At 70.9% G+C, this 26,894-nt stretch carries 23 protein-coding genes; 8 read left to right on the top strand and 15 right to left on the bottom strand.

Annotated elements, in window-relative coordinates; translation table 11 throughout:
- Positions 1 to 95 precede the first annotated feature (95 nt).
- From OHS70_RS11400 to OHS70_RS11385, 4 genes are all read right to left on the bottom strand, one after another.
- A complete protein-coding gene (locus tag OHS70_RS11400; RefSeq protein ID WP_328396347.1) occupies positions 96 to 953 on the bottom strand; it encodes a metallophosphoesterase family protein in 858 nt (285 codons plus the stop codon).
- 84 nt (positions 954 to 1,037) lie between these two features.
- Positions 1,038 to 2,891, bottom strand: a complete 1,854-nt coding sequence (locus OHS70_RS11395; protein ID WP_443062592.1) for a glycosyl hydrolase family 18 protein — start codon at positions 2,889 to 2,891, stop codon at positions 1,038 to 1,040.
- A gap of 156 nt (positions 2,892 to 3,047) precedes the next feature.
- Positions 3,048 to 3,746: a response regulator transcription factor gene (locus OHS70_RS11390; RefSeq protein ID WP_328396345.1), complete on the bottom strand. Its 699-nt coding sequence runs from the start codon at positions 3,744 to 3,746 to the stop codon at positions 3,048 to 3,050.
- Positions 3,743 to 4,948 (bottom strand): sensor histidine kinase, encoded by a 1,206-nt coding sequence (locus tag OHS70_RS11385; RefSeq protein WP_328396343.1) that lies wholly within the window; start codon positions 4,946 to 4,948, stop codon positions 3,743 to 3,745. The genes OHS70_RS11390 and OHS70_RS11385 overlap by 4 nt, the downstream gene beginning before the upstream one ends.
- 151 nt (positions 4,949 to 5,099) lie before the next feature.
- On the opposite strand from OHS70_RS11385, the gene OHS70_RS11380 reads away from it, so the two are divergent.
- A complete protein-coding gene (locus OHS70_RS11380) occupies positions 5,100 to 5,693 on the top strand; it encodes a hypothetical protein (protein ID WP_328396341.1) in 594 nt (197 codons plus the stop codon).
- On the opposite strand, the gene OHS70_RS11375 is transcribed toward OHS70_RS11380, so the two are convergent.
- Complete coding sequence (locus OHS70_RS11375) at positions 5,690 to 6,262, bottom strand: cob(I)yrinic acid a,c-diamide adenosyltransferase (protein WP_328396339.1); 573 nt, start codon at positions 6,260 to 6,262, stop codon at positions 5,690 to 5,692. The two genes, OHS70_RS11380 and OHS70_RS11375, sit on opposite strands and share 4 nt — an antisense overlap.
- Before the next feature lie 220 nt (positions 6,263 to 6,482).
- Here OHS70_RS11375 and OHS70_RS11370 point away from each other — a divergent pair, with 220 nt between their 5' ends.
- The 3 genes from OHS70_RS11370 (at position 6,483) to OHS70_RS11360 (ending at position 10,465) form a co-directional block, all read left to right on the top strand.
- Positions 6,483 to 7,331, top strand: coding sequence for a 3-hydroxyacyl-CoA dehydrogenase family protein (locus OHS70_RS11370; RefSeq protein ID WP_328396337.1), 849 nt, complete (start codon positions 6,483 to 6,485; stop codon positions 7,329 to 7,331).
- Between the two features lie 126 nt (positions 7,332 to 7,457).
- Entirely contained in the window at positions 7,458 to 7,781 is a 324-nt protein-coding gene (locus tag OHS70_RS11365; protein ID WP_328396335.1) for an STAS domain-containing protein, read from the top strand.
- A 254-nt stretch (positions 7,782 to 8,035) separates the two neighbouring features.
- Positions 8,036 to 10,465 (top strand): ATP-binding protein, encoded by a 2,430-nt coding sequence (locus tag OHS70_RS11360; protein ID WP_328396333.1) that lies wholly within the window; start codon positions 8,036 to 8,038, stop codon positions 10,463 to 10,465.
- 436 nt (positions 10,466 to 10,901) lie between these two features.
- On the opposite strand, the gene nucS is transcribed toward OHS70_RS11360, so the two are convergent.
- Complete coding sequence (nucS, locus tag OHS70_RS11355; RefSeq protein ID WP_328396331.1) at positions 10,902 to 11,564, bottom strand: endonuclease NucS; 663 nt, start codon at positions 11,562 to 11,564, stop codon at positions 10,902 to 10,904.
- A 242-nt stretch (positions 11,565 to 11,806) separates the two neighbouring features.
- Here nucS and OHS70_RS11350 point away from each other — a divergent pair, with 242 nt between their 5' ends.
- Positions 11,807 to 12,199, top strand: a complete 393-nt coding sequence (locus tag OHS70_RS11350; protein WP_177147611.1) for an SCO5389 family protein — start codon at positions 11,807 to 11,809, stop codon at positions 12,197 to 12,199.
- 101 nt (positions 12,200 to 12,300) lie between these two features.
- Here OHS70_RS11350 and OHS70_RS11345 read toward each other — a convergent pair whose 3' ends face one another.
- A complete protein-coding gene (locus OHS70_RS11345) occupies positions 12,301 to 13,332 on the bottom strand; it encodes an LLM class flavin-dependent oxidoreductase (RefSeq protein WP_328396326.1) in 1,032 nt (343 codons plus the stop codon).
- A gap of 211 nt (positions 13,333 to 13,543) precedes the next feature.
- Between OHS70_RS11345 and OHS70_RS11340 the strand changes: the two genes are divergently transcribed.
- Positions 13,544 to 13,873: an ATP/GTP-binding protein gene (locus tag OHS70_RS11340; RefSeq protein ID WP_328396324.1), complete on the top strand. Its 330-nt coding sequence runs from the start codon at positions 13,544 to 13,546 to the stop codon at positions 13,871 to 13,873.
- Positions 13,874 to 13,876: 3 nt separating this feature from the next.
- Here OHS70_RS11340 and OHS70_RS11335 read toward each other — a convergent pair whose 3' ends face one another.
- The 3 genes from OHS70_RS11335 to OHS70_RS11325 form a co-directional block, all read right to left on the bottom strand.
- Positions 13,877 to 14,710 (bottom strand): ABC transporter permease, encoded by an 834-nt coding sequence (locus tag OHS70_RS11335; protein ID WP_328396322.1) that lies wholly within the window; start codon positions 14,708 to 14,710, stop codon positions 13,877 to 13,879.
- Entirely contained in the window at positions 14,707 to 15,864 is a 1,158-nt protein-coding gene (locus OHS70_RS11330; protein ID WP_328396320.1) for an ABC transporter ATP-binding protein, read from the bottom strand. The genes OHS70_RS11335 and OHS70_RS11330 overlap by 4 nt, the downstream gene beginning before the upstream one ends.
- A 149-nt stretch (positions 15,865 to 16,013) precedes the next feature.
- Positions 16,014 to 16,883, bottom strand: a complete 870-nt coding sequence (locus OHS70_RS11325) for a hypothetical protein (RefSeq protein ID WP_328396318.1) — start codon at positions 16,881 to 16,883, stop codon at positions 16,014 to 16,016.
- Positions 16,884 to 17,143: 260 nt separating this feature from the next.
- On the opposite strand from OHS70_RS11325, the gene OHS70_RS11320 reads away from it, so the two are divergent.
- Positions 17,144 to 18,076 carry a hypothetical protein gene (locus tag OHS70_RS11320; RefSeq protein WP_328396316.1) on the top strand — a complete coding sequence of 311 codons (933 nt, stop codon included), beginning with the start codon at positions 17,144 to 17,146 and terminating at the stop codon, positions 18,074 to 18,076.
- On the opposite strand, the gene OHS70_RS11315 is transcribed toward OHS70_RS11320, so the two are convergent.
- The 5 genes from OHS70_RS11315 to mce all read right to left on the bottom strand — a co-directional run bounded on the left by OHS70_RS11315 (position 18,057) and on the right by mce (position 25,542).
- Positions 18,057 to 18,836: an ABC transporter permease gene (locus tag OHS70_RS11315; protein ID WP_328396314.1), complete on the bottom strand. Its 780-nt coding sequence runs from the start codon at positions 18,834 to 18,836 to the stop codon at positions 18,057 to 18,059. The two genes, OHS70_RS11320 and OHS70_RS11315, sit on opposite strands and share 20 nt — an antisense overlap.
- Before the next feature lie 3 nt (positions 18,837 to 18,839).
- Entirely contained in the window at positions 18,840 to 19,796 is a 957-nt protein-coding gene (locus OHS70_RS11310) for an ABC transporter ATP-binding protein (RefSeq protein ID WP_328396313.1), read from the bottom strand.
- Positions 19,797 to 19,940: 144 nt separating this feature from the next.
- A complete protein-coding gene (locus OHS70_RS11305; RefSeq protein WP_328396311.1) occupies positions 19,941 to 20,879 on the bottom strand; it encodes a cellulose-binding protein in 939 nt (312 codons plus the stop codon).
- 114 nt (positions 20,880 to 20,993) lie between these two features.
- Positions 20,994 to 24,947 (bottom strand): polarized growth protein Scy, encoded by a 3,954-nt coding sequence (scy, locus tag OHS70_RS11300; protein ID WP_328396309.1) that lies wholly within the window; start codon positions 24,945 to 24,947, stop codon positions 20,994 to 20,996.
- A 166-nt stretch (positions 24,948 to 25,113) separates the two neighbouring features.
- Positions 25,114 to 25,542 (bottom strand): methylmalonyl-CoA epimerase, encoded by a 429-nt coding sequence (mce, locus tag OHS70_RS11295; RefSeq protein ID WP_328396307.1) that lies wholly within the window; start codon positions 25,540 to 25,542, stop codon positions 25,114 to 25,116.
- 146 nt (positions 25,543 to 25,688) lie between these two features.
- Between mce and OHS70_RS11290 the strand changes: the two genes are divergently transcribed.
- Positions 25,689 to 26,891 (top strand): acetyl-CoA C-acetyltransferase, encoded by a 1,203-nt coding sequence (locus OHS70_RS11290; protein WP_328396305.1) that lies wholly within the window; start codon positions 25,689 to 25,691, stop codon positions 26,889 to 26,891.
- The last annotated feature ends 3 nt before the right edge of the window (positions 26,892 to 26,894 follow it).

Raw genomic sequence — 26,894 nt, 5'->3', positions numbered from 1 at the left:
CTGGGGGAGAGTCAATGTCGCCTGAATAAGCAGCCTCGTTGGTGGGGGTCCCCCCGGACGGAGTCTGGGGGAGGGCCAATGCTGCCTGGACGGCATCATGCCTGGTCGGGCACGGGCAGGATGACCCGGGGCGCGCGCACCGACGCCGGCCGCTCCTTCCACTCCCGCGGATAGCCCACCGACACCTCCTCGAACCGCACCCCGTCGGCCCACATCGTCCGCGGGATGTGCAGATGCCCGTAGACGACGGTGACCGCACGGAATCTGCGATGCCAGTCGGCGGTGCCGACGGTGCCGCACCACTGCGCGAACTCCGGGTAGCGCAATACCTCGGTGGGGTGTCGTGTCAGCGGGAAGTGGTTGACCAGCACGGTCGGCAGCGCCGGATCGCACTGCGCCAGCCGTGCCTCGGTGATCTCCAGCCTGGCCCGGCACCAGGCGTCCCGGCTCGGATACGGGTCCGGGTGCAGCAGGAACTCGTCGCTGCACACCACACCCGCGCGGTACGCGGCCGCCAAAGACTCCTCCTTCGTGGAGGTGCCGGGCGCGTGGAAGCTGTAGTCGTACAGCACGAAGAGCGGGGCGATCACGACCGGGCCGCCCTCGCCGTGCCACACCGGATACGGATCCTCCGGGGTGATGACGCCGAGGCGGCGGCAGATCGCCACCAGGTGCTCGTACCGCTCCTGGCCGCGTAACTGGACCGGATCGGCGCGGGGTGTCCACAGTTCGTGGTTGCCGGGCGTCCACACCACCGTGTCGTACCGCTCGGCGAGCAGGGCCAGCGTCCGTTCGATGTCGTCGATGTGTTCTCCGACGTCGCCGGCGACGAGCAGCCAGTCCGAGGGCGAGTCCGGCTGCAGACCTTCCACGATCGCGCGATTGTCCCGATAGGCCGTATGAAGGTCGCTGATCGCGAGCAGCCGGCCCGTTCCCCCGTGTGATCCAGCCATGATCCGGACGCTACCACTGGAAGTGAAGGGCCGTCAGCAGACTGGCTGCTGACGGCCCTTGGCGCCACGAGGTGCCGGGTGCGGCTATCCCAGCCCGCTGTTGATCGCGCTGACCAGCTCTCCGTTCGCCGTGTCGCCGCTGAACTCCCAGAAGAACGCGCCTCCCAGGCCCTGGCCGTTCGCCCAGCTCATCTTGGAGCCGACGGTGGCCGGGGTGTCGTAGCTCCACCAGTTGCTGCCGCACTTGGCGTACGCGGTGCCGGCGATCGTCCCGGTGGCCGGGCAGGTGTTCTTGAGGACCTTGTAGTCCTCGATGCCCTGCTCGTAGGTACCGGCGGCCGGGCCGGTCGCGGTACCGCCGGGTGCCGCCTGCGTCACGCCGGTCCAGCCGCGCCCGTAGAAGCCGATGCCCAGCAGCAGCTTCGACGAGGGCACGCCCTTCGCCTTGAACTTGGCGATCGCCTCGGCGGAGTTGAAGCCTGCCTGCGGGATGCCCGGGTACGAGGTGAGCGGGGAGTGCGGAGCCGTCGGGCCCTGCGCCGCCCAGGCGCCGAAGAAGTCGTACGTCATCACGTTGTACCAGTTGACGTACTGCGCGGCGCCCCCGTAGTCGGCGGCGTCGATCTTGCCGCCGGACGACGCGTCGGCCGTGACGGCCGCCGTGACGAGGTTGTTCGTACCGAACTTGGCGCGCATGGCCTGCATCATGTTCTTGAACGCGGCGGGGCCGCTGGCGTCGCAGGACAGACCGCAGGCGTTCGGGTACTCCCAGTCCAGGTCGATGCCGTCGAAGACATCGGCCCAGCGGGGGTCCTCGACCAGGTCGTAGCAGGACTGCGCGAAGGCGGTCGGGTTGGCGGCCGCCTGGCCGAAGCCGCCGGACCAGGTCCAGCCGCCGAACGACCAGAGGACCTTGATGTGCGGGTACTTGGCCTTCAGCTTGCGCAGCTGGTTGAAGTTGCCGCGCAGCGGCTGGTCCCAGGTGTCGGCGACGCCGTCGACGGACTGGTCGGCGGTGTACGCCTTGTCGTAGTCGGCGTAGGCGTCACCGATGGTGCAGCGGCCGCCGGAGACATTGCCAAACGCGTAGTTGATGTGCGTGATCTTCGACGCGGAGCCGGAGGTCACCAGGTTCTTCACGTGGTAGTTGCGCCCGTAGACACCCCACTCGGTGAAGTAGCCCAGCTTGACCTTGCCACCGGGGCCGGGGCCCGGGTCGGTGCCGCCGCCGGTGGTCCGCACGGCGCGCGCGCCGCTGACGGGTCCGGTCTGGTCGGCGGTGTCACGCGCCCGCACGGTGTACGAGTAGTCGGTGCCGGCGGTCAGCCCCGTGTTGGTGTACGTGAGCCCGGTGACGGTCGCGACCGTGGTGCCGTCGCGCAGGACGTCGTAGTTCTTGATGCCCTTGTCGTCGGTGGCCGCGGTCCAGCTCAGCGTCACCGCGGTGTTGGTGATGTTGCTCGCGGACGGGGTGCCGGGGGCGGAGGGCGGGTTGTCCCCGGGGACGCTGCCGCCGTCGCAGGAGCCGCCGTTGATCTTGCAGTTGCCCGGCGAGCCGGGGCCTGCGCCGTTGAAGCCGAACGAGACGGAGGCGCCGGGGGCCAGCGTGCCGTTCCAGCTCTTGTTCTTGGCCGTCCAGTGGGTGCCGGCGCTGGTGACGTCGGCGTCCCAGGCGGAGGTGACGGACGTCCCGGAGGGGAAGTCCCACTCCACGGTCCAGGAGGCGATCGAGGTGGTGCCGGTGTTCTTCACCGTCCACTTGCCCTCGAAGCCGGTGCCCCAGTCCTGGACCTTGGTGTAGGTGGCGGTCGCGGACGTGGCCGCCTGGGCCGGCGTGGCGAGGCCGACCATGGCGGCCAGGGGGAGCAGCAGGGCGGTGAGTCCCGCCGTCGCTCTGGATCGGAATCTGCGTCTGGTGCGGGGGGTACTCGTACTCAAGGGTGCTCCTCGAGATGCGTACGGACAGTAAGGGGGTTGGTCCGTGCAGGCACTCGGCGGGGCTCACCGCAGTGTGCCGTGCGGCGAGCGTAGGAAGGTCTGGACCAATCGTCAATAGGTCCAGACCAAAGTCGAACGTGGATCCGCGCCTGTTCCTCAGACCCCCAACTCCTGGGCCAGCACGGCTGCTTGGACCCGGCTGCGCAGCTCCAGCTTCCCCAGCAGACGGCTGACGTGCGTCTTCACCGTGGTCTCCGCCATCGACAGCCGGCCGGCGATCTCGGCGTTCGACAGCCCCGCGCCGAGACACGAGAGCACCTCGCGCTCCCGTCGCGTCAGCGCATCGAGAACGGCCGGGTCCGGCGCGTCCGCCGGCCGTACCGGTGCGGCCGAGGCGAACTCCGCGATCAGCCTGCGCGTCACGGCGGGCGCGATCAGCCCTTCGCCGCGCGCCACCGTGCGCACCGCATCGAGCAGATCCTTCGCTTCGGTGTTCTTCAGCAGAAAGCCGGAGGCCCCGGCCCGCAGCGCCCCGAAGACGTACTCGTCGAGATCGAACGTCGTCAGTACGAGCACGTCCGCCAGCCGCTCGGCCGTCACCTGCCGGGTCGCCGAGACCCCGTCCAGCTTCGGCATCTGCACATCCATCAGCACCAGATCGGGGCGCAGCTCACGGGCCAGCCGTACCGCCTCCTCGCCGTCCGCGGCTTCGCCGACCACCTCGATGTCCGCAGCGCTGCGCAGGATCAGGACCAGACCCGCGCGCACGGCGCTCTGGTCCTCGGCCACCAGCACGCTGATGGTGTGCGGGCCGTCCCTGCCGGGCTCGTGCGGCGGAACTGCGGGGGACGTCATGCCGAGGGCTCCTTGTCGTTCAGCGGGGGCAGCTCCGCCCGTACACACCAGACTTTCTGCGGCCCCCCGGGCGGACCGGCGGCCGGACCGGCCTCGAACGTCCCGTCCAGAAGGGCCACCCGCTCCTGCATACCGACCAGACCGGCTCCGGAGCCGGGGGCGCGCGGTCCCTGCCGTTGCCCGAACGGACTGGTCACCGTCACGACCAGCGGCTCACCCGTCGCACCGGACACGCTGATCTGCACCTCACCCGCTGCCGCATGCTTGATCGCATTGGTCAGCGACTCCTGGACGATCCGGTACGCCGCGAGCTCGACCGGAGCGGGCAGCCGCTCTCCTCTGTCCCTGCGGTCGTCGAGTGCGAAGGTCAGCCCGCTCGACCCGCCGTTGCTCCTCGCCTGCTCCACCAGCGCCTCGAGACCGTCCAGCGTGGGAGCCGCGGCCGGCTCGGCGTCGCCGCTGCTGTCCCGCAGCAGCCCGATCAGCCGGCGCATCTCCGCCAGCCCCTCGACGCTGTTCTCCCGGATCACCCCCAGCGCCTGCCGGGTGGTCGCCGCATCGTCGAGCGACAGCGCGGCCGTGGAGTGGATCGCGATGGCCGACAGATGGTTGGCCACCATGTCGTGCAGCTCACGGGCCATCCGGGCACGCTCGGCCACCACGGCCTGGGCCCGGTCCATCTCCGCGAGCAGCGCTGTCTGCTCGGCACGCAGCCGGGCCGAGTCCGCGGCGTCGCGGTGATTGCGCACGATCACACCGGTGACCGCAGGGAAGAACGACACCAGCGCCGTCACCACGCCGATGAGCAGCGCCACCGGATCCCGGAGCCAGGCCAGGAAGCCGATGGTCACCCCGATGCTGATCAGGCCGGTCGTCACCGGGACACGGCGGGCGGTGGCGGGGGTTCCGTACAGCACGGCCGCATACACGAGGTCCGCGAACATGACGACCGTCGCGATGTTGCCCGGGGTGAACTGGTCCGCGACGACCGCGACCGTACCGATGTTCAGCACGGTACGGGGCATGATCCTGCGCACCAGCTCCAGTGCGGCCATCACCGTCAGCGGCACCAGCGCCGTCCACGCGGGCAACAGGGCGGGGGCGCCCCGGCTGTGCAGCCCGAGGGACCACAGCAGCAGGCCGATGAGCAGACCGGCGACCGCGAGGAAGACATCGTCGCGGTGCGGGCGGGGGAAGGTCACCCCTCCATCAAACACGGACCGGGCCCCGGCCTGCCTCATCGCACGGACGGATGCCCCACTACATCGAAGGATGCAGTGCCACTTCGTCACTGGCGACGACGATTCGTGCCTCCGGCGCCGGGAGTCTGGACGGGAAGGAAGGGAGACTGCCGTGATCGTCACGCTGATCGTTGTCTGCGAGGTCGGATTCTGGGTGCTGCTGGCCCTCGGGCTCGCGTTGCGGTACCTGGCGAAGATGCGCAGGCTGGGCGCGGCCGTGCTGCTGATGGAGCCGCTGCTCGAGGTCGTGCTGCTGGTGGTCACCGCGATCGACCTCAAGAACGGCGCCGAACCCAGCTGGAAGCACGGTCTGGCCGCGCTCTACATCGGCTTCACCGTCGGCCACGGCCACCGCACGATCAAGTGGCTGGACGGCCACGCCGCCCACCGCTTCGGCGGTGCCCCGCGCCCGGTGGGACCGCCGAAGTACGGCATGGCCAGGGCGCGCCACGAGGGCAGGATCTGGCTCGGCACGCTGATCGCGGGGGCCGTCGCCACGGTGCTGCTGCAGCTGGCCGTCTGGTACGTGGGTGACGCGAGCCGCACCGGTTCACTGCGGGACTGGATGTACGCCTCGTGGCGCGCGGTCGGCATTCACGGTCTGATCGCGCTCAGCTATGCGCTCTGGCCGAGGAAGGCCCCGGCGCAGGGCACGGACACGGACCGCGCCGGGGAGCGCGAGCCGGTCCGGGTGGACCGTTCCTAGCGGTCCCCGCCCGGTACCCACAGGACGTCGCCGATCTCCTTGTTCGCCGTCCTCGCCAGAATGAACAGCAGGTCGGAGAGCCGGTTGAGATACGTCGCCGTCAGCGCGTTCATCGTCTCGCCGTGCACCTCCAGCGCCGCCCACGTCGAACGCTCCGCCCGCCGGACCACCGTGCAGGCCTGGTGGAGCAGCGCCGCGCCCGCAGTGCCACCCGGAAGGATGAAGGAGCGCAGCTTCTCCAGCTCCTCCAGGAAGCGGTCGCAGTCGGCCTCCAGCTTGTCGATGTACGACTGCTCCACCCGCAGCGGCGGGTACTTGGGGTCCTCGACCACCGGCGTCGACAGATCCGCGCCGACGTCGAACAGGTCGTTCTGCACCCGGACGAGGACCTTCACGACATCCTCGCCCAGATTGCCCAGTGCGATGGCCGTGCCGAGGACGGCATTGGCCTCGTTGGCGTCGGCGTACGCGGAGATCCGCAGATCGGTCTTGGCGGTGCGGCTCATGTCGCCGAGGGCGGTGGTGCCCTTGTCGCCGGTACGTGTGTAGATGCGCGTCAGATTGACCATGAGGCCAGCCTAGTTACGCACGGCGCGGGGGGCAGGGACGTGTGCCCACCGTCACCCCGGGCGCCGCCGCACGCCGCTCGGAGCCACCGGGCGCACCCTCGTCAGTGTGATGTCCGCAATACGAGACGTGACGCGCATCTCTTCCCCACCCGACAGCCCCTCACGGGCGCTAACCTCCGGCAGAGAGCCCACATGTAAACAGTTGTTAAGGAGTGCCGCAGTGGCCAGGAAGCTCGCCGTCATCGGGGCCGGACTCATGGGGTCCGGTATCGCGCAGGTCTCCGCCCAGGCGGGCTGGGACGTCGTTCTGCGGGATGTCACCGACGCGGCCCTGACCCGCGGCCTGGACGGCATCAAGGCTTCCTACGACCGGTTCGTGGCCAAGGGCAGGCTCGAAGAGGCCGACGCCGACGCGGCGTTGGCGCGTATCACCACCTCGACCGACCTGGACGCCGTCGCCGACGCGGACATCGTCGTCGAGGCCGTCTTCGAGAAGCTCGAGGTCAAGCACGAGATCTTCCGGGCTCTCGACAAGATCGTCCGGGACGACGCCGTGCTCGCCTCCAACACCTCCGCCATCCCGATCACCAAGATCGCGGCGGTGACGGAGCGTCCGGAGCGCGTCGTCGGCACCCATTTCTTCTCGCCGGTGCCGATGATGCAGCTGTGCGAGCTGGTGCGCGGCTACAAGACCAGCGACGAAACCCTCGCCACCGCACGTGAGTTCGCCGAGTCGGTCGGCAAGACCTGCATCGTCGTGAACCGCGACATCGCCGGTTTTGTCACCACCCGCCTCATCTCGGCGCTCGTCGTCGAGGCCGCGAAGCTGTACGAATCGGGCGTGGCCACCGCCGAGGACATCGACATCGCCTGCAAGCTGGGCTTCGGCCACGCCATGGGGCCCCTCGCCACCGCCGACCTGACCGGTGTGGACATCCTGGTGAACGCCACCAGCAACATCTACACCGAGTCCCAGGACGAGAAGTTCGCCCCGCCGGAGCTGATGCGCCGGATGGTGGATGCGGGTGACATCGGCCGCAAGAGCGGGCAGGGCTTCTACAAGCACTGATCCACCATCACCCTCCGGGGTGATTTCGGTATCGGTTCGCTTACAAGCAGCAACCGCCTCGGCCTTGCGGCAGTCAGTGGTTGCAAAGAAAGACGTGACGTCACAGAGCACTCTCGGGGAGCGCATATGCACATCAGGGGCGACCACACCGAGCTGGTCGTCGGGGGCCGCCTCGACGTCCGCAGCGCGGCGGACGCCCGTACGGTGCTGCACTCGGCCGTCGACGACGGAGTCGGCGACCTGGTGCTCGACCTGACACATCTCGACTCGTGGGACGCCACCGGGCTCGGGGTCATCATGGGCGCGCACCGGCGGGCCGGCCGGTGCGGCCGCCGACTGGTGCTGCGCGGCGTACCGCCGCAGATGCAGCGCCTGCTGGTGGCCACCCGGCTGCATCGCATCCTCGCCATCGAAGGCGGTATCGCGGCCGAATCGCTCCCCCGGGTCTGACCGCTACGAGCAGGGAATCCTCACGAGACGGTCACGTCCCGGGCGGGGGAGACCCCGGCGGTTTCGCGATGCCGTGCGAACGTCTAGGGTTCGATCGCCTGCCCTTTCGACGGACCCGTGAGGCAGGCACCGGACCCGAAGCGTCAGCGGGCGTGCAGACAGGCCGGGAGGGCATTCGCACGCGGCTCCGGCACCAGGATTTCCCGGTCCTGGCGGAGCAAGGCTAGAGCTAACCGCATCTGGGGGCTTTGACCATGGACAACGACAGCTTCGGCGACGGCGCGGGACCGGCTCGTCCGCCGCGTGATGCCATCACGCCGGACCGCGCACCGTCCCTGCCGGCACCCGTCCGTACGGTCCGGCTCGTCGCGGGCGACTTCCTGCTCACCGTCAACCCGGTCGACGGCAGCGAGATCGAACCCTGCCCGCCGGGGGAGCAGCCCGGACCGCCCGCCCGGCGCACCGCCGCCGAGCGCGCCGAGTTCCAGCGTGCCGCGCAGCCGCCCGTACCGCCGGGACCCGCCTCGCCGCGGCTCCCGCTGCTGGAGCGGGAGGAGGAGCGCGAGCGGCTCGTACGCCTGCTGGGCCGCGGCCGCTCCGTGCGGCTGACCGGTCCCGCCGGCTCCGGCCGCAGCGCCCTGCTCGATGCCGTCGCCGAGCGCTGCGGGGGCCTCGCGCCCGACGGCGTCGTTCGGCTCAGCGGCTTCCACCGCACCCCCGCCGAACTGCTCCAGGAGCTGTTCGCCACCGTGTACGCCGCGCCCCGGCACCGGCCGGAACCCGAGGCGTTCGCCGGTTACGTCCGTGACATCGGCGCGATCGTCCTCCTCGACGATCTCGAGTTCGGCGAGGCCACGCTCGGCGAGCTGCTGGACGCCGCTCCCGAGTGCGCCTTCCTCGTCGCGGCAACCCCCGACGTCCCCCCGCCCGCCTCTGACCCGCACCTCGAAGAGGTCGTGCTCAGCGGTCTGGGCCGGGCCGCGGCCCTGGACCTGCTGGAGCGCACGGTCGACCGGCCGCTCAGCGAGGACGAGCAGAACTGGGCCGGTGACCTCTGGTTCGAGTCCGAAGGACTGCCGCTGCGCTTCGTGCAGGCCGGTGCGCTGCTCCGGCAGTGCGACAGCCTGCGCGCCGACCCGGAGGCGTTCGAGGAGTTCGCGCCCTTCGCCGCGGCCCAGGGCAAGGACGTTCCGCTGCCGTCGCTGGGGGAGGGCGCCGCGCCCTCCTCGCTGCTCGCCTCCCGGCTCAGCGAATCCGCCCGCCAGACGCTGCGGTTCGCCGTCGCCCTCGGCGGTGAGGTCCCGCACCAGGCGCATCTGCCGGCGCTGGTGGGCGACACCCACGCCGACGCCGCACTCGGCGAACTGATGAGCTGCGGACTGCTCACTCCGGTCGGCTCCCGCTACCGGCTGGCCGCGGGAGTCCTCGCTCAGCTCACCGAGAAGGGCTACGCGGAGGACGCGGCCGCCACCGCCCACACCGCGGCCCAGCACTATGCCTGGTGGGCGGGGCATCCCTCGGTGACTCCGGAGCGTGCCGTCGCCGAGGCGGACGCGATCATGGCCGCTCTCGGCACGCTGGTGCCGGGCCGCGAGCCCGGACACCCCAGCACGGCCGTCCTGCTCGCACGCAGCGCCGCGCCCGCGTTCGCCGCGGGACAGCACTGGGGAGCATGGGAGCGTGCGCTGCGGGCCGGCTCCGAAGCCGCCCGAATATCCGGTGAGGTCGCCGAAGAGGCGTACTTCCACCACGAGTTGGGCGTTCTGGCGCTGTGCACCGGAAGTCTGGACCGGGCCAGGGCCGAACTGGAGGCATCCATCGGCATGCGCGGCGCGCTGGCCGACAAGAACGGCACGGTCGCGGGACGGCGCGCGCTGGCCCTTGTCGCGGACCGTGCGGAGGGCACGTCGCCGGTCGGCGGCACCCCGGGCGACGAGCAGCCGGCCGCCGAACGGCCGGCGGAGCCCGTCTCTCCGCCGCGCGGTGTCCCGGCCGCCCGGGCCCTCGCCGCCCTGGAGTCGGTTGCCAGGACATCGCCGCTGCGGGCTCTGCCCGCGAACGAGCCGCAGACGGTCGTGACCCGGCGCGAGACGCCCTCGGACGACGACCGGCCCACGGGCCGCCGTGCCGTGCTCTTCGGCGCCCGGCGCAACATGGTCGCGGCGGGCGCGGGCGCCCTGCTTGCCGCCGTTCTGGGCACGGTGGTCACCCTCGGCACGGTCTCCGACAAGGAGGAGACACCGAGCGACGACATCGGGACCGGCCAGTCCGTGAACGAGGACGACAGCGCGGACGGCTGGGACACCTCGGATCCGGCAGACGGTGCGCCGGCCGACGAGGACAAGGACAAGGACGACAAGGACAAGAGCGCCAAGCCCTCGGACTCGGTCTCGCCGAGCCCGAGTTCGTCGACGGGCGGCCCGTCGGCGCCGGGGGAGGGGCCGTCGTCGAGTGCGTCGACGCCGGGCACCGGGCCGTCGTCCTCGAAGCCGTCCTCGAAGCCGACGAAGTCGCCGACTCCGACGAGGACCCCGACACGGACGCCGACGCCGACCCCCACCCCGACTCCGACCCCCACGCCGACTCCGACCGCGACGCCGTCCTCGCCCGGCGGCAGCGAATCGGTGACGAGCAGCGCCTCCACGACCTCGGACTCCGAGAGTTACACCACGCCGGTGATCTGACGGGGCAACGGGCCGGGGCGCCGGTCCGCCCCTGCCCGTTCCGGCCGTGCGGGGCGTTCCGCCGGCCTGCTGCGGGGCGTGGCCCTGTCGGGACCGGCCTGTCACGGGGGTGCTGTGCGGTACCGGATCGGGCGTGGCGGTCCGCCGGTTCGGGCCCCTGAGGGACGGTCTGCCGGACGGTACGTCCGTCGTCGGCCGTGCTTACGCGGCCGCGCTGCGCGGCACGTGGTCCCGGGCGACCCGCCACCGGGGACGGGAGTCCTGTGCCCCGCCCGTGCGCCCGGCACTCCATGGCGGTCCTCGCGTCAGTCCGCCGTCGCCGCGATGCGCGCCGCCCGCGCGGCCCGGGAACAACCCGTGCCCCTCACGCAACACCGCGGCCCCGGAGCCGCTGCGCGCGCCCGGGGCCGGTCAATGTTCACTCAGCTGACGAATCTCAGAAGAGGCGCAGCTTGTCGTCCTCGATGCCCCGCAGCGCTTCGTAGTCGAGCACCACACAGCCGATGCCGCGGTCCGTCGCCAGTACCCGTGCCTGGGGCTTGATCTCCTGCGCCGCGAACACGCCCTTCACCGGCGCCAGATGCGGGTCGCGGTTCAGCAGCTCCAGATAGCGGGTGAGCTGCTCCACGCCGTCGATCTCGCCACGCCGCTTGATCTCCACCGCGATCGTCGAGCCGTCGGCGTCCCGGCAGAGGATGTCCACAGGGCCGATGGCGGTGGGGTATTCGCGCCGGATCAGGCTGTATCCCTCGCCGAGTGTCTCGATCCGGTCGGCGAGAAGCTCCTGGAGGTGCGCTTCCACGCCGTCTTTGATCAGGCCGGGGTCGACACCGAGTTCGTGCGACGAGTCATGGAGGATTTCCTCCATCGTAATGATCAGTTTCTCGCCCGCTTTGTTCACCACGGTCCACACGCTGTCGTCGCCCTCCTTCAGCGTGCACGGCGGTGACATCCAGTTCAGTGGTTTGTACGCTCGGTCGTCGGCATGGATCGAGACGCTCCCGTCGGCCTTGACCAGGATCAACCTGGGGGCGGAGGGCAGATGGGCGGTGAGCCGGCCCGCGTAGTCCACGGAGCAGCGGGCGATGACGAGACGCATGGTCGGCAACGCTACTCGACACACGGCGTTGCGCGCGATTCGCCCTGGAAGCACCCTTCGTTATTTGGCCGGTTGTGTTCCCAATCTCCTGGTGCGCTCCGGACAGCGCACTTACCGTGGAAGCGGGAGGTCGCGGCGCATGCACTCTGCGTTGTCGTGTGCCGTTGGTATGTCGGTGCACGTCCGCTTCCTCCTTCCCTGCCCGTAAGGCCCCGTTCGGCGGGGCCGCGAGAGGAGAACCCATGTCGCTCGACGTCTCACCGGCGCTGTTGGAACAGGCCGAGCGAGGCGAGGTCGACGAAGCCGCTTTCGTCGACTGCGTCCGGACCTCCCTGCCCTACGCATGGGAGATGATCAGTTCTCTGGTGGCTCAGCTGAAGGTGGACGGCGGGGACTTCGCCGACAACCAGACGCCTCCGCCGGACGAGCAGGCACGTGGTCAGCTGCTGCGCGCGCTCGCGAGTGACGCGATTCGCGGTGCGCTGCAACGGCACTTCGGGGTGCGTCTGGCATTCCAGAACTGCCACCGCGTCGCGGTGTTCCCGCTGGACTCTTCGGTCGACGAGCGGCTCGCCCGCTTCACCTCCGTACGGGGTCAGCTGCTCAATCAGTCGCCCGAACTGCGCGACTGCTGAAGTCTTTGCTGCCGCTCCCCATCGCGGGAGGTGCAACTGATGTCGGAGCGGCAGCACCTCCCGGACGACCCGGACCCGGACCTGCGGGTCGCACTGTGTCCTCAGCCGAGCAGGGGCAGTACCTCCGTGCCCAGCCGCCGTACGTTCTCCTCGGTGGCGGCGAGGTCGCCCGAGCCCTCGGCGAGCAGTGCGAAACGAGTGATCCCGGTGCGCTCGGCGGTCGCCGCGAGCCGGTCCGCCGCACGCCGGGGCGGGCCCACGGGATGCAGCGTGCAGAGCAGTTCGGTGTACGCCACCGGGTCGCGCATCGCCCGGTGCCGGCCGTCGACGGTGACATGGGCTTCCAGGCCCTGCCTGAGCCAGCCGGGCATCGCCTTCACCAGGGTTTCGGTGGCCTCACGGCTGTGGTCGCCGATCTGCACCAGACCGGCCGACACATGGCCGGCCGCAGCGACCGTCTCGGGCGCGTGGCCGGCTGCCAGCGCGTGTGTGCGCCACAGAGCGACCATGTCCGCCTTCTCCTCGTCGCCGCAGTGCATCCCGAGCAGCATCGCCAGCCCGCGCTCCGCGGCGAGACGCACGCTCTTCGGCGACGTGCATGCGACGATGACCTCGGGCCCGCCGGGCGGGCCGTCGATGAGCTCGTCGGGCCGGGGCACGACCGGCACCGGACGGAAGCCGAACCGCTCACCCTGCGCACCGACTTGGGGCTCGCGCAGCCAGCGCAGCAGCAGATCGAGGGATTCGGGGAAGCCCGTCTCGTACGCGGCGAGGCCGGCGCCGAACACCTCCAGGTCGACCCAGGGCCCACCGCGGCCCACCCCGAGCGAGAACCGTCCGTCCGAGGTGAGATGCAGCAGAGCGGCCTGCTCGCCCAGCGCCACCGGATGGGCGCTCGGCAGGACGCTCACGGCCGTGCCGACCCGGATCCGCCGCGTACGCCCGAGCAGCAGGGCCGCAAGGGTCACCGCCGACGGGCACACCCCGTACGGAACGAAATGGTGCTCGGCCAGCCACACGGAGTCCAGCCCGGACTCCTCCGCGACCTCGGCGGAGCGCACCGCGCGGTGCAGCGCCTCCCCCTGCCCCTGGCCCGGAAACTGAGCCGCCAGTACGAAAGTTCCAACGCGCATCGCCATCTGCCTCCTTGCGGCCGACGCGTCACTCCCCCACTGGCAACAACGCCTGACACGTGCCAAAGGCACGGGTAGGCGCAAAGTTGTTGCGATTGTCCGGTAACTGCGCCTGATTTGAGCCACGGTCTCATGCTGCGGGGGCGGGTACCCGTGACTTCGGCCCTTACGCTGGAAGGGAACTGTCCGGACTTGCCCCGTGAGGTGTCACGTGTCTCCGCGCCGCAACCGCCCCCGTGGCGGCGAGAAGCCGACCGATCGCTCAGGCGAGCCGGGGGAGCGGTACGGAGGCTTCGGCAGAGCCGAGTCCTGGCAGGGCGAGGAGTGGTCGGTGCGCCATGTCGCGGGCGCCGCCGCCGACGGCAAGCGGTACCGATGCCCGGGCTGCGACCAGGAGATCCCCTCGGGGGTGCCGCATGTGGTGGCCTGGCCCGAGCATGCCGGTGTCGACGACCGCCGGCACTGGCACAAGGCGTGCTGGAACGCGAAGGACCGCCGCACCACGAGGGTGCAGCGGTCCCGTAACGCGCCGAGGTACTGAGGGTCAGACGTCGCGGCTGTTGATCGTCGCGAACGCTCCGGCCATCGCGACCGCGGTCACGCCGAGAATGATCCACACCGGCTCCCAGCCGACCGGACCGGAACCGGAGCCGTCGGCGGCCTGTCCGTAGACGCCGATGAGCTGGCTCGGGATCGCGTATCGCAGCAGGAAGTCCTGCACGTCCGAGAGCGACTCCGAGAACATGAACATGGCCGCCACGAGCGGCAGCAGCATCACGCCGATCATGATCGTGATCGCGCCCGCCGAGTGCCGGATCATCGCACCGACAGCGAGGGACAGCAGTCCGAGCGTCGCGACGTAGAGCCCCACCCCCACGGTGGACTGCAGCCACTGCCCCCCGGTCGGCTCGTCCGCGTCCACCATCGACGTCTGGATCGCGGCGACGAGCGCGGCGATCACGGTCGTGAGGGTGAAGACCAGCAGGAAGAACACGAGGGACTTGGCGATCAGCACCCGGCTCCGGCTGGGGCAGGCGGTCAGAGTCGTACGGATCATGCCGGTGCCGTACTCGGACGCGATGGTGAGCACGCCGAGCGTCATCACACAGATCGAACCGAGCAGTACGCCGAAGAAGCCGAGGCCGAGCGCCGACTCGCCCTCCACCCGGACATCCTGCGACGAGACGATGGCCGCGACCCCGAGACCGATGCCGAGCATCAGCACGATCATCACGCCGAGGGTCCACATCGTGGAGCGCACCGAGCGGATCTTGGTCCACTCGGAGGCCAGGGCGTCGCCGAGGTGGGCGCTGCGCACCGGGATGGGGGAGGCGTACGAGGCGACGGGGGCGCCCTGCTGCTGGTAGGGGGTGGTCATCGGGCGTCCTCGGGCTTGTTCAGGTCGGCGGGGGCGGCGGCAGCGGCCGACGGGGCGACGGGCGGGGCGGCGGGGGCCACAGGGGGACCGGTGACCGGCGCGCCGGGCGCGTACGGGTTCTGGCCCGGCGCAGGCGGCGGCGGGGCGTAGAAGCCGTGTTGCGGCACCTCGGGGATCTGCTGCTGCGGCGGCAGGTACCCCATCGGCGGCTGCTGCATCAGCCCCGACTTCTGGTCCGCGGTCGAGCGGTAGTCGACGGCGCCCTGCGTCATGCGCATGTACGCCTCCTCCAGCGAGGCCTGGTGCGGCGACAGCTCCCACAGCCGCACATCCGCCTCGTGCGCGAGATCGCTGATCCGCGGCAGGGTCAGCCCGGTCACCCTCAGCGCGCCGTCCTGCTCGGGCAGCACCTGCCCGCCGGCCTCGGTCAGCGCGGCCGAGAGCTTCTCGCGCTGCTGCGGCTCGGTGTGCGGCGTACGCACCCGCGCGAAGTCCGCGGAGTTGTGCGAGATGAAGTCCTTGACGCTCATGTCCGCCATCAGCTGCCCGCGGCCGATCACGATCAAGTGGTCGGCGGTGAGCGCCATCTCGCTCATCAGATGCGAGGAGACGAAGACGGTACGGCCTTCGGAGGCCAGCTGCTTCATCAGATTGCGGACCCAGAGGATGCCCTCGGGGTCGAGGCCGTTGACCGGCTCGTCGAACAGCAGCACCTGCGGATCACCCAGGAGCGCGGCGGCGATGCCGAGCCGCTGCCCCATACCGAGCGAGAAGCCCTTGGAGCGCCGCTTGGCCACGTCCTGCAGACCGACGACCCCGAGTACCTCGTCGACGCGGCGCGCCGGGATGCCCGACAGCTGTGCCAGCGACAGCAGATGACTGCGCGCACTGCGTCCGCCGTGCACCGCCTTGGCGTCCAGCAGCGCACCGACCTGGCGCGGCGCGTTGGGCAGCTGCCGGAAGGGCCGGCCGCCGATGGTCACCTGCCCCTCGGTCGGCCGGTCGAGGCCGAGGATCATGCGCATGGTGGTGGACTTGCCGGCGCCGTTGGGCCCGAGGAAGCCGGTGACGGCCCCCGGCCGCACCTGGAAGGAAAGGTTGTACACGGCTGTCTTGGCGCCGTAGCGCTTTGTCAGGCCGACTGCCTCGATCATTCTGCAGCCCCATCGGCTTTCGGGTCGTCGGGGCAGCGGCATTGCTGCCGATCGCCCCCGTAAGAGTTAGGAGGATATCCGGGGTTTGACGGTTCCCCGCAAGGTATAACGCTCCGGCCACAGCGTCGGGCCGGTCCAAGGCCCCAGCGCTACATGCCAAGCGAGCCGCCGCCCAGCGGCGGCAGATCGTCGTACCGCCGCGGCTCGGCCGCCGTGTCCGCGTACGCCGCAAGGCCGGTCCGCCGCCGCACCCATCCCTCCTCGCCGAAGATCTGCGTCCCCCGCTCCCGCACCGCCCGGTCCGCCCGCGCCCTTTCCACCCACGCCGCCGGATCCGGCCCCAGCAGTGTGCGCAGCCGGGCGGAGCCGGCCAGCAGGGCTGCGAGGAGCTGCCTCTGGGCGACGCCGCCGGAGCGCGGGGTGCCGTCCGGCCCGCGCAGGACGCCGTGCGCACTGACGTATGTATAGGCGCCGCTCAGCCGCTCGCCGGACGGCATCGTCATCGCGAACGCCGCGCCGGGCAGCAGCACTCGCGCGTAGTGGAACTCCGTGCCGTCCAGGGCCGCGAGCTGGACCGGGTCCAGCCACGAGACGACCAGGACCGCTTGTGCCCCGGGGGCCGCGTACGGTGCCCCCGCCACATAGCCGGCCGTGCTGATGTGGCCCGAGCAGCCGACGCCGACGCCGCGCACCCGAACCGGGACCATCGGCACGACGGCCGGGACGCCGCAGCGGGTGAGTTTGTGGCCGACCTGCGCGGGCGATGCGTTGGAGCCGACCGCCAGCACCGGGTGGCGGCGCCCGGCGGAGGCCCGGCCGAGGCGGGCGAGCACCTCGTCCAGCGGCTGCCGCCGCTCTTTCACGTACCACTCGCCGAGCCGCCGCGGCCGTACGTCCAGCCGCAGCAGCTCGTCGCCGGTCAGCAGGGAGGGCTCGGTCACCGGCAGGCCCGGATAGGCCAGCGGGTCTTCCGCCGGAACGGCGTCCAGCCCCAGGGCCTCGAGACTGCGGTCCGTCATCGACAGTGCCCTTCGAGGATCACGCGCGTGCGGGGGCCGTGACACCTCAGGTCCACCCGTGGCGGGCAAACGGGACCCACCCGGGCAATGCGGTTGACGGGGGCGCGGACCGGGGAGAGATCTCCGAAAGTGAACTCGCGGTGGGGAGGCGGGAGTTGCACTGGATTCCCGGATTGCCGGTGCGGCGCAGGCCGCATCCCCGGTGTCGGAAGTCGGTTCGCTGGTGGGTGGCGGGGCGTTCGGTCCCCGCACTGATCCTCATGACGCTGAGCGCGCTCGCGGCCCTCGCCTCGGCCATCGCCGTGGCGTGGACGCTGAGCGAGGACTCCGACCGGGGCATCGCGGAGCGGCTGCGGGACGGGGAGGAGCTGGCCAATCTGGCGCTGGGGGCGCTGCGGGCCTGCATCGGCACGGACAGTCTCAGCCCCGAGCCGGACAGCGTGGCCCATGCACTGCTGGCCACCGTCGCCTCGATCACCGGTGCACTGGTGCCCGCGGTACTGCTCGGCATCGTGCTGATCAAGATGTTCGCCCTGCGCCCGTTCGTCTGGCGCAGGAGGGCCTCCGTCGCCCCCGCGTACACCGTGCACCAGTTCCGCGACTACGCCGCCCGGCACCGGGACAGCACGAACGCGGTGATCGGTGTGCGTTTCTACAACCACATCGACAATCTCGCCTTGGCGGATCTTCGGGTGACGGCCCAGATGCGCTATCTGGAGAGGTCGCAGGAGGGCCTCCTGGTCATCTACAAGATGAAGCTGAGGGTCCTCGACGAGAAGGGGGAGGAGTCCACCGAGCGCTACTGGCCGTCGGTGGAGCGCGGTGCGCCGTTCACCGTGTGGATCCCGGTCGACGCGCCCGTGCCCCGGCTGCCGTTCACCCGCATCCAGGGCAAGGACCTCAGCGGCTCGCAGGGTGTCAGGCTGCTGGTCCGGCTGACCGCGCGCACGGTCGGCATGGGCACCGAGATCGTCGACGAGCGCTGGTTCGACCTGGACGGGGACGACTTCGAGACCGGCCGCTTCGTGCCGCTGCAGCCCGATCTCGGCCAGGACGTGTGGACCTGGCGTGGCTGGGCCGAGTTCGACGGACTGCTGCCGGGCGAGGGCGGCCCCCCGCCCGACGGCGGCGCCCGGCCCCCGGCCGGGGACACCCCGCCCGGCCGGGCACCCGCTATGCGTCGCGCTCCTTGAGCACCACAGCGCCGCCGATCAGCGCCGCAACCACCCACAGCAGCATGATCCCGAGGCCGCCCCAGGGGCCGTACGGAGCCGCCTCGGTGTTCATCGCGTCCGGGACGACCTGCATGATCTTCGATCCGGCCTGGTCCGGGAAGTAGCGGGCCACGTCCTTCGCGCCCGGAACCGCCGAGAGGATCTGCGAGACCAGGAAGAAGAACGGCATCAGGATGCCGAGCGACAGCATCGAGCTGCGCAGCATCGCCGCGACGCCCATCGAGAAGACCGCGATCAGCCCCATGTAGAGGCCTCCGCCGATCACGGCGCGCAGTACGTTCTCCGCGCCGATGGTCGTGCGGTGTTCACCGAGCAGGGCCTGGCCGAGGAAGAAGGTCAGAAAGCTCGTGACCATGCCGACGACCAGTGCCAGCAGCCCGGCCACCGCGATCTTGCTGAACAGGAACGTGGCCCGCTGGGGCACGGCGGCGAGCGACGTACGGATCATGCCGGAGCTGTACTCCGTGCCGACCACCAGGACGCCGAAGACGACCATCGCCAGCTGCCCGAGGATCATCCCGGAGAAGCTCAGGAACGTCGGGTCGAAGGTGGCCCGCTCGACCTCCGACAGATCGTCGAACGTCGAGGCCAGCAGCGCGCAGAGCGCGGCGCTCATCGCGACCGTCACGACCAGCGCGCTGATCAGCGTCCAGACGGTCGAGGAGACCGTCCGGATCTTGGTCCACTCCGACCGGAACACGGCAGGTACGGATGCCATGGGTCAGACCCCCTTGAATTCGCCGTCGCGCGGGGCCCACTGCGGTGCGGTGCCCGTGGAATGCGCGTGGTACTCCACCGCGCCCGCCGTCATCTGCATGAACGCCTCTTCCAGCGAGGCGCGTTGGGCGCTGAGCTCGTGCAGCACGATGCGGTGCTTCGCGGCCAGCTCGCCGAGCTGCTCGGTCGTGGCGCCGTCGATCTCGAGCGTGCCGTTGCCCGACTCCACCGCGGTCAGGCCGGCCGCGTGCAGCACATCGCGCAGCCGCTCCTGCTGCGGAGAGCGCAGCCGTACATAACTGCGCGAGTTCTGGTGGATGAAATCGGCCATGGACATGTCCGCCATCAGCCGGCCCTGCCCGATGACGATCAAGTGATCGGCGGTGAGTGCCATTTCGCTCATCAGATGGGACGAGACGAAGATCGTCCGGCCTTCGCCCGCGAGGGTCTTCATCAGATTGCGGATCCAGTGAATTCCTTCGGGATCCAGTCCGTTGACCGGTTCGTCGAACATCAGGATCTCCGGGTCACCGAGCAGGGCGGAGGCGATTCCCAGCCGCTGACCCATGCCGAGTGAGAATCCTTTGGTCTTTTTCCTTGCCACGGCACTCAGGCCGACCACGTCGAGGACTTCGGCGACCCGGCTCGCCGGGATGCGGTTGGCCTGGGCGAGGCAGAGCAGATTGTTGTACGCACTGCGGCCGCCGTGCATGGACTTGGCGTCCAGCAGCGCGCCGATGTACTTGAACGGCTCCTCGAGGTTCCGGTAGTGCTTGCCGTCGATCCGGACCGTCCCGCTGGTGGGGTTGTCCAGATCGAGCATCATCCGCATCGTCGTCGACTTGCCCGCGCCGTTCGGCCCGAGGAAGCCGGTCACCACACCCGGCCGGACCGTGAAGGAGAGATGGTCGACAGCCACCTTGCTGCCGAAGTGTTTGGTGAGACCCTCGAGCTCGATCATGTGTTCACGCTACGGGCGGGGTACGGCATTCGCCACCGGGTTCGCCCAACGGGTCAGGACACTTTCGGTGGCCGGCCGCCGACGCGCGAGTGCCCGGCGCCACAAGGGCACCGGGCACTCGGTGAAGCGTGACCCGAGGGGGCGTCAGCGGGTCTGCTGCGCCGGGACGCCGCGGGAGATCGGCTCGTCGTCGGCGGGGGAACCGGCCGCGGCGACCGCCGCACCGGTCAGCGTCGCCAGCATCTCGCGGACGTTGGTCAGCTGAGCGTTGATGGAGTCGCGGCGGTTGGTGAGCGCCGCCAGCTCGCGCTCCGATTCGCTGCGGATGCGGTCGGCCTTGGCGTTCGCGTCGGCCACGATGTCCTCGGCCTGGCGCTGTGCGGTCTCCACCGTCTGACGGGCCCGGCGCTCGGCGTCCGTACGCAGCTTCTCGGCCTCCAGGCGCAGCTGCTCGGCGCGGTGCTCGATCTCCGCCAGGCGCTTCTCGGCCTTCGCCTGACGCGAAGCCAGGTCGCGCTCGGACTGCTCGCGGCGCTTGGCCAGGTTGGTCTCGAAGTCCGCGGCGGCCTGGGCGGCCTTGGCGCGGGTCTCCTCGAAGAGCGCGTCCGCCTCCTCGCGCTTGGACTGCGCGTCCTTCTGCGCCTCGGAACGCAGCGTCTGGGCGTCGCCCTTGGCCTTCTCGACGATCCGGACGCCCTCGTCCTCGGCCTTGGCCTTGCGCTCGGTGGCGAACGACTCGGCGTCGTTGCGCACCTGCTGGGCGGCGGACTCGGCGAGCTCGCGGTGCTGCTCGGCCGCGCGACGGGCCTCCTCGCGCAGGTCCTTCGCCTCCTCCTCGGCGAGGCGGAGGATCTTCTCGACACGCGCGCCGAGACCGGCGTACGACGGCTCCGCGTCGCTGACCTGGGCCTGGGCGTTCTGCGTCTCGAGGTGGAGCTCCTCGATGCGCTTTTCCAGAGAAGTGATTCGGGACAGTGCACTATCACGGTCGGCGACGAGCTTGGTAATGCGGTCATCCACCTGACCGCGGTCGTAACCACGCCGCACGAGCTCGAAGCCGAAGGGGGAGGAAGTGTCGCTCATGGGGTTCCTGTCGAATGAGACCGGTGAGGTGTTAGGGGGAATCCTAGGGGCCGAAGCGGCGTGTCATCGAGCGGATGCCCGTTTGATATGGAGAATGTCCAGTCTTTTGAGTGGCTAGCCGTCCGATGACTTGCCACTCGAACGTGTAACACCCGCCGACGCGCCCGCCTTGACTCCACCGTCCTTGCCCGCACCGGGAGTCTCGAAGGACTCCAAGGCCTCCAGCACGTCCTGGACCCGGGAAATCTCGGCCTGGATGTCCTCGCGACGGCGCACCAGCACATCGAGTTCCCGCTTGCCCTCGGCGACCGTGCGCTCGGCCTCGCCGTCGGCCTCCGCCTTGACCCGCTCCGCCTCGCGGACCAGCTCGGCCTTCTTCTGCGCGGCCTCCTTCAGCAGGGCCTCCGCCTTGCGCACGGCGGCGATCCTGACCTTGCCCGCCTCCGAATTGGCTTCGGACAGCAGTTCCTTGGCTTTCGCCTCGGCCTCGGCCTTCTGCTCATCGGCGGTCTTGACCAGCTGGTCGGCCCGCTCGCCGGCCGATCTCATCTGCTCGGCCGTCTCGCGACGGGCCCGCTCGTGCAGTTCCTCGACCTCGTTCTCCACCCGGGCCCGCAGCTCCTCGCCGCGCTCCCGGATGGCCGTGGAGTCCCGGCGCGCACCGACCAGCAGCTCGTCGGCGTCCGTCCGTGCCTTCTCCACCAGGGTGTTGCCCTCGACGATCGCCTCGGCGACCAGCCGCTCGGCCTCCTTGCGGGCCGCGCCCACCATGGCGTCCGCCTGCTCCTCGGCCTCGGTGGCCGCACGCAGCGCCTCCTCCTGGGCCTTGGAGATCAGCTGGTCGACCTGCTTGGCGGCGTCCGCACGACGCTTGGCCGCGGTCTCGCGGGCCTCGTCCACCGTGCGGTCGGCCGCGGCGCGGGCCTCGGTGCGGATCCGGTCGGCAGCTGCCTCCGCGTCCGCCTTGACCTTCTGGGCCTCCGCCCTGATGCGCTCGGCCGCCTGCTGGGCCGAGCCCACCGCGTCGGCGGCCTCGGCGCGCAGCCGCTCCGCCTCACCGCTCGCCTCGGTGATCAGCTGGTCGGCCTGCGCCGCCGCATCGGCGCGGCGCTTGTCGGCGGCCTGCCTGGCCTCGTCGAGCACCTGCTCGCGGTCGGTACGCACCGCGGTCCGCAGCCGCTCGATCTCGGCCTCGCCGTCCACCTTGATCTGCTCGGCCTCGATGAGCAGCCGGGTGGCCTCCGCGTCGGCCGACGCGCGCAGTTCGGCCGCCTCGGTCCGCAGCCGCTCCGACTCGCTCGTCGCCTCGCCGATCAGCAGATCCACCTGCGCGGCCGCCTCGGAACGGATCCGGTTGGCGTCCTCGCGGGCCTCGGCCCTGGTGCGCGACGCGTCCTGGTCGGCGGAGGCCAGCGCGTCCGAGGCTTCCGTCCGCACCCGCTGCGCGTACTCCGCGGTGTCGGAGCGCAGCCGGTCCGACTCGGTGATCGCATCGTTCATGGTCCGCTCGGCCAGCGCCTGCGCGGCCTCGGACTCCTCCTGGGCCCTGGCGCGCAGCCGGGCCGCGTCCTCGGATGCCCGCTCCCGCTCCGCGTACGCATCGGCGCGGACCCGGTCCGCCTCTTCCTGCGCCTCGGTCCTGGTGCGCTCCGCCGCGTGCTCGGCCGCACTGCGCAGCCCGGCGATCTCTTCCTCGGCCTGCTCCTGAAGACCGTTGACGGAGTCCCGCACCTGCTGTGCGGTCTGCTCGGCGGCCGAGACCATCTCGGCGGCACGCCGGTCGGCCTCCTCGACGAGCCGGTGCGCCTCCGTCTGCGCCTCCTCGACGCGCCTGCGGGCGGACGCGAGCAGCTCCTCGCTCTGCTCGCGGGCCAGCTCCCGCTCCTGGTTGGCCTCCGTACGCGCCGAGTCGAGAATCTCCTCCGCCTCCCGGCGGCGGCGGTTCGCCTCCTCCTGGGCGGCGGCGAGCGCCTCGGCGGCCTCCGCGCCCACGCGCTCCGCGGCGGCGGCGGCCTCGGCCCGTACCCGGTCGGCCGTGTCCTGGGCCTCGTTCTTGAGCCGCTCGGCCTCGGTCGCCGCATCGGTGCGCAGCCGAACCGCGACCGCCTCACCCTCGGCGCGGGAGGCCGAGGCGTCGGCGGCGGCCTCGTCGCGCAGCCGCTCCGCCTCCTGCTCGGCCTGCGCCTGCAGCGTACGCAGCCGCTCGGCGGCCTCGGCGCGCACCCGCTCGGTCTCCTCGGCCGCCTCGCGGCGGATCCGCTCGGCCTCGCCGCGCGCCTCGGAAAGGCGCTCCTCGGCGGTCGCCAGACGGGTCTCGGCCTCGGTGTGCAGCCGGGTCAGTTCATCGGCGGCCTCGCTCTGGCGGGCCGCTACGGCGCGCTCGGTCTCCTGGCGCAGCTCGGCCGCGGCGCTCTCGGCGGCCGCCCGTACACCGTCGGCCAGTTCCTCGGCCTCGCCGCGCAGGCGGTCGGCCTCCGCGCGGGTGCGCTCCAGGGTCTCCTCGGCCTGCTTGCGCAGGGTGGTGGCGCGTTCGATCGCCTCCGTACGCACCCGCTCGCTGTCGCCGCTCGCGGCGGCGCGCAGCTCGTCGGCGTCGGTGCGCGCCTTGGTCAGCAGCTCCTCGGCGGTGCTGGCCGCCTCCTCGATCTGCTGGACGGCCTCGCGGCGCGCCTCGCCACGGATGCGCTCGCCCTCGGCGACCGCCTCGGCACGCAGCTGCTCGGCCTCGCCGCGCAGCCTGCGTGCCTCCTCCTGCAGCTCGACGGTCTTGGCGCGGTACTCCTTGGTGTCGTCCTTGGCCGCGCCCTTGAGCTGGTCTGCCTGCTCGGCGGCCTCGCCGCGCAGCCGGTCCGCCTCGGCCTCGGCCTCGCGGCGGATCCGCTCGGCCTCCTCGCTCGCCTTGCGGGTGGTGTCCTTGGCGTCCTCGGAGGCCTTGTTGAGCACCTCCTCGGCGGTGCGGGCGGCCTTGGCGAGGTGGGCGGCGGAGTCCTCGGCGGCGGCGGTACGGGCCTTGTCGGCCGCGCCCGCGACCAGCTTCTCCGCCTCGGCACGGGCATCGGCGAGCGCCTGCTCCGCCTCGGCCTTCAGCGCCTCGGACTCCTTGGTGGCCTCGCTGACCAGCCGGGCGATCTCCGCCTTGGCGGTACGGGTGCGCTGCTCGTTGACCGACTCGGAGGCGGCCAGCTGCTTGGAGGCGGCCTCCTTGGCCTCGGTGACCAGCTTCTCGGCCTCGGCGCGTGCCTCGCGCAGCTTCTCCTCGGCCTGCTGGGCCCGCTGCTCGGCGGCGCGGCTGAGCTCGGCGGCCTGCTGGCGTGCCTGATCGGACTCGGCGCTGGTGGAGGAGCGCAGCTGCTCGGCGTGGCTGGTGGCCTCCTGGGCCTGGTTGGACGCGGCGGTCAGCAGCCGCTCGGCGTCCTTGCGGGCACGCAGAAGGATCGCTTCCGCTTCAGTGCGGGCGCTCTCCGCCTCCGAGGCCACCCGCCTGCGGGCCTCCTCGGCGATCCGGACGGCCTCGGCGCGGGCCGCGGCGAGCGCCTGCTCGGCCTCGGCGCGGGTCTCGTCGATCAGCCGCTGGGCCTGGGACTCGCTGCGGGCGCGCAGCTGCTCGGCCCAGGCGACGTTCTCGTTGACGTGCGACTCGACGGTCTGACGGCGCTCGGCCAGCTCCTGGTCGAGGCGCTGGCGACGCTGGTTGGCCTCGGAATGCAGCTCGGCCTGCAGCCGCGCCTGGTGCTCGGCGTGCTCCTGGAGGATGCGCTGCGTCTGGGCACGGGCCTCGCGCAGCTCGCGCTCGGCGTCCATGCGCAGCTGGTCGGCCTGGATCTGGGCGTTCCGCAGCAGCTGCTCGGCCTGATAGCCGATGTCTGCGTTGTCGTAGGCAGGACGGGAGGCGAGATTACGGCGCGCCTCATGGAGCTTTGCACGCAAAACCTCGACCTGGTAGCCCAGGTCTTCGGCGTGCTGGACGGCCTTCTCCCGCTCGGTCTTCAGCCGGTCCATCTCGGCCTCGAACCGCGAGAGGTGGTCGTCCTCAGCTCGGTGGCTCTCCTGGCGTTCGTAGCCCCGCACTGCGCGGTCCCATCCGTCCCCTGGTCGCAACTTGTCTCCGTACGAGACCGTTCGTCGGCGAACGGCCCCCCGGGGAATGGTGACAGATCAATGACGAGGACGCGGCACGGCCCCGACCCGGCCCCGGCCCGGAATCGCCCACTCTACCGGGCCGGGAATCCTCAGGTCAGTGCTCCGTTGCAGACGTGACGAGTTCGGTGAGTACGCCGTGGCAGTCCTTGGGGTGGAGGAAGGTGATACGCGAACCCATGGAGCCGATACGCGGTTCGTCGTACAGAACCCGCACGCCCTTGTCCCGGATGGACTGCGCGTCGCCGTCCACGTCCGCGGTGCCGAAGGCGATGTGGTGGACGCCCTCACCGTTCTTGGCCAGCCACTTTCCCACCGCGGAGTCCTCGCGGGTGGGCTCCAGGAGCTGGAGGTAGGAGGCGCCGCCGTCGGACGTCTCATTGATCTTGAGCATGGCTTCCCGCACGCCCTGCTCTTCATTGACCTCGGAGTGGAACACCTCGAAGCCGTACGTGGCCCGGTAGAACTCGACAGTCTTGTCGAGGTCGAAGCAGGCGATCCCGATGTGGTCGATTCGCGTCAGCATTTCTCCAGTGCAGCGCCATTGCGGGCGGTTACGCAACGTGCGCGCGATCACACCGGCAGCCCGGTGACCCGAGCCGGTACCGCTCAGTACATTTGAGGTAAACCCTCGTTCACTCCTCAGCTGCGGCTGGTAAGGGGATCGTGCACATGTCTGGAACGACCGGTAACACCTCCGTGATCGTCGCGGGCGCTCGTACGCCCATGGGCCGTCTGCTCGGCTCGCTCAAGTCCTTCTCCGGTGCCGACCTCGGCGGCTTCGCCATCAAGGCGGCGCTGGACCGGGCGGGCATCGGCGGCGATCAGGTGCAGTACGTGATCATGGGGCAGGTGCTGCAGGCAGGCGCGGGGCAGATCCCGGCCCGCCAGGCCGCGGTCAAGGGCGGCATCCCGATGAACGTCCCCGCCCTCACGATCAACAAGGTCTGTCTGTCCGGACTGGACGCCATCGCCCTGGCCGACCAGCTGATCCGCGCCGGTGAGTTCGACATCGTCGTGGCCGGCGGCCAGGAGTCGATGACCAACGCCCCGCACCTGCTGCCCAAGTCGCGCGAGGGCTACAAGTACGGCGCCGTCGAGATGCTCGACGCCATGGCGTACGACGGTCTCACCGACTCCTTCGAGAACGTCGCCATGGGCGAGTCCACCGAGAAGCACAACACCCGGCTCGGTATCGCCCGTCCGGAGCAGGACGAGATCGCGGCGCTCTCGCACCAGCGCGCCGCGGCCGCGCAGAAGAACGGCCTGTTCGAGGCCGAGATCACGCCCGTCGAGATCCCGCAGCGCAAGGGCGAGCCGGTGATCTTCAGCAAGGACGAGGGCATCCGTGGTGAGACCACGGTGGACTCGCTCGGCAAGCTGCGCCCCGCCTTCGCCAAGGACGGCACGATCACCGCCGGCACCTCCTCGCAGATCTCCGACGGCGCCGCGGCGGTCGTGGTGATGAGCAAGGCCAAGGCCGAGGAGCTGGGCCTGGAGTGGATCGCCGAGATCGGCGCCCACGGCAACGTGGCCGGCCCCGACAACTCGCTCCAGTCGCAGCCGTCCAACGCCATCAAGCACGCGGTGGGCAAGGAGGGCATCGCCGTCGAGGACCTCGACCTCATCGAGATCAACGAGGCCTTCGCGGCCGTTGCCGTGCAGTCAATGAAGGACCTCGGCGTGACCCCGGAAAAGGTGAACGTCAACGGCGGCGCCATCGCGCTGGGCCACCCGATCGGCATGTCCGGTGCCCGTGTCGTGCTGCACTTGGCGCTGGAGCTCAAGCGCCGCGGCGGCGGTGTCGGTGCGGCGGCACTGTGCGGCGGCGGCGGCCAGGGCGACGCGCTGATCCTTCGCGTCCCGGGCAAGTAACCC

The organism is Streptomyces sp. NBC_00390, assembly GCF_036057275.1.
Lineage (GTDB): Bacteria > Actinomycetota > Actinomycetes > Streptomycetales > Streptomycetaceae > Streptomyces.
The sequence above is the reverse complement of the archived record's forward strand: the minus strand, read 5'-3'. Positions and strand labels throughout refer to the sequence as shown.

Coding starts and splice junctions, on each gene's coding strand:
- OHS70_RS11400 (WP_328396347.1), bottom strand. CDS start 953: ATGGCTGGATCACACGGGGGAACGGGCCGGCTGCTCGCGATCAGCGAC.
- OHS70_RS11390 (WP_328396345.1), bottom strand. CDS start 3,746: ATGACGTCCCCCGCAGTTCCGCCGCACGAGCCCGGCAGGGACGGCCCG.
- OHS70_RS11375 (WP_328396339.1), bottom strand. CDS start 6,262: ATGGTCAATCTGACGCGCATCTACACACGTACCGGCGACAAGGGCACC.
- OHS70_RS11365 (WP_328396335.1), top strand. CDS start 7,458: ATGCACATCAGGGGCGACCACACCGAGCTGGTCGTCGGGGGCCGCCTC.
- OHS70_RS11360 (WP_328396333.1), top strand. CDS start 8,036: ATGGACAACGACAGCTTCGGCGACGGCGCGGGACCGGCTCGTCCGCCG.
- nucS (WP_328396331.1), bottom strand. CDS start 11,564: ATGCGTCTCGTCATCGCCCGCTGCTCCGTGGACTACGCGGGCCGGCTC.
- OHS70_RS11350 (WP_177147611.1), top strand. CDS start 11,807: ATGTCGCTCGACGTCTCACCGGCGCTGTTGGAACAGGCCGAGCGAGGC.
- OHS70_RS11345 (WP_328396326.1), bottom strand. CDS start 13,332: ATGCGCGTTGGAACTTTCGTACTGGCGGCTCAGTTTCCGGGCCAGGGG.
- OHS70_RS11335 (WP_328396322.1), bottom strand. CDS start 14,710: ATGACCACCCCCTACCAGCAGCAGGGCGCCCCCGTCGCCTCGTACGCC.
- OHS70_RS11330 (WP_328396320.1), bottom strand. CDS start 15,864: ATGATCGAGGCAGTCGGCCTGACAAAGCGCTACGGCGCCAAGACAGCC.
- OHS70_RS11325 (WP_328396318.1), bottom strand. CDS start 16,883: ATGACGGACCGCAGTCTCGAGGCCCTGGGGCTGGACGCCGTTCCGGCG.
- OHS70_RS11320 (WP_328396316.1), top strand. CDS start 17,144: ATGACGCTGAGCGCGCTCGCGGCCCTCGCCTCGGCCATCGCCGTGGCG.
- OHS70_RS11315 (WP_328396314.1), bottom strand. CDS start 18,836: ATGGCATCCGTACCTGCCGTGTTCCGGTCGGAGTGGACCAAGATCCGG.
- OHS70_RS11310 (WP_328396313.1), bottom strand. CDS start 19,796: ATGATCGAGCTCGAGGGTCTCACCAAACACTTCGGCAGCAAGGTGGCT.
- OHS70_RS11305 (WP_328396311.1), bottom strand. CDS start 20,879: ATGAGCGACACTTCCTCCCCCTTCGGCTTCGAGCTCGTGCGGCGTGGT.
- mce (WP_328396307.1), bottom strand. CDS start 25,542: ATGCTGACGCGAATCGACCACATCGGGATCGCCTGCTTCGACCTCGAC.
- OHS70_RS11290 (WP_328396305.1), top strand. CDS start 25,689: ATGTCTGGAACGACCGGTAACACCTCCGTGATCGTCGCGGGCGCTCGT.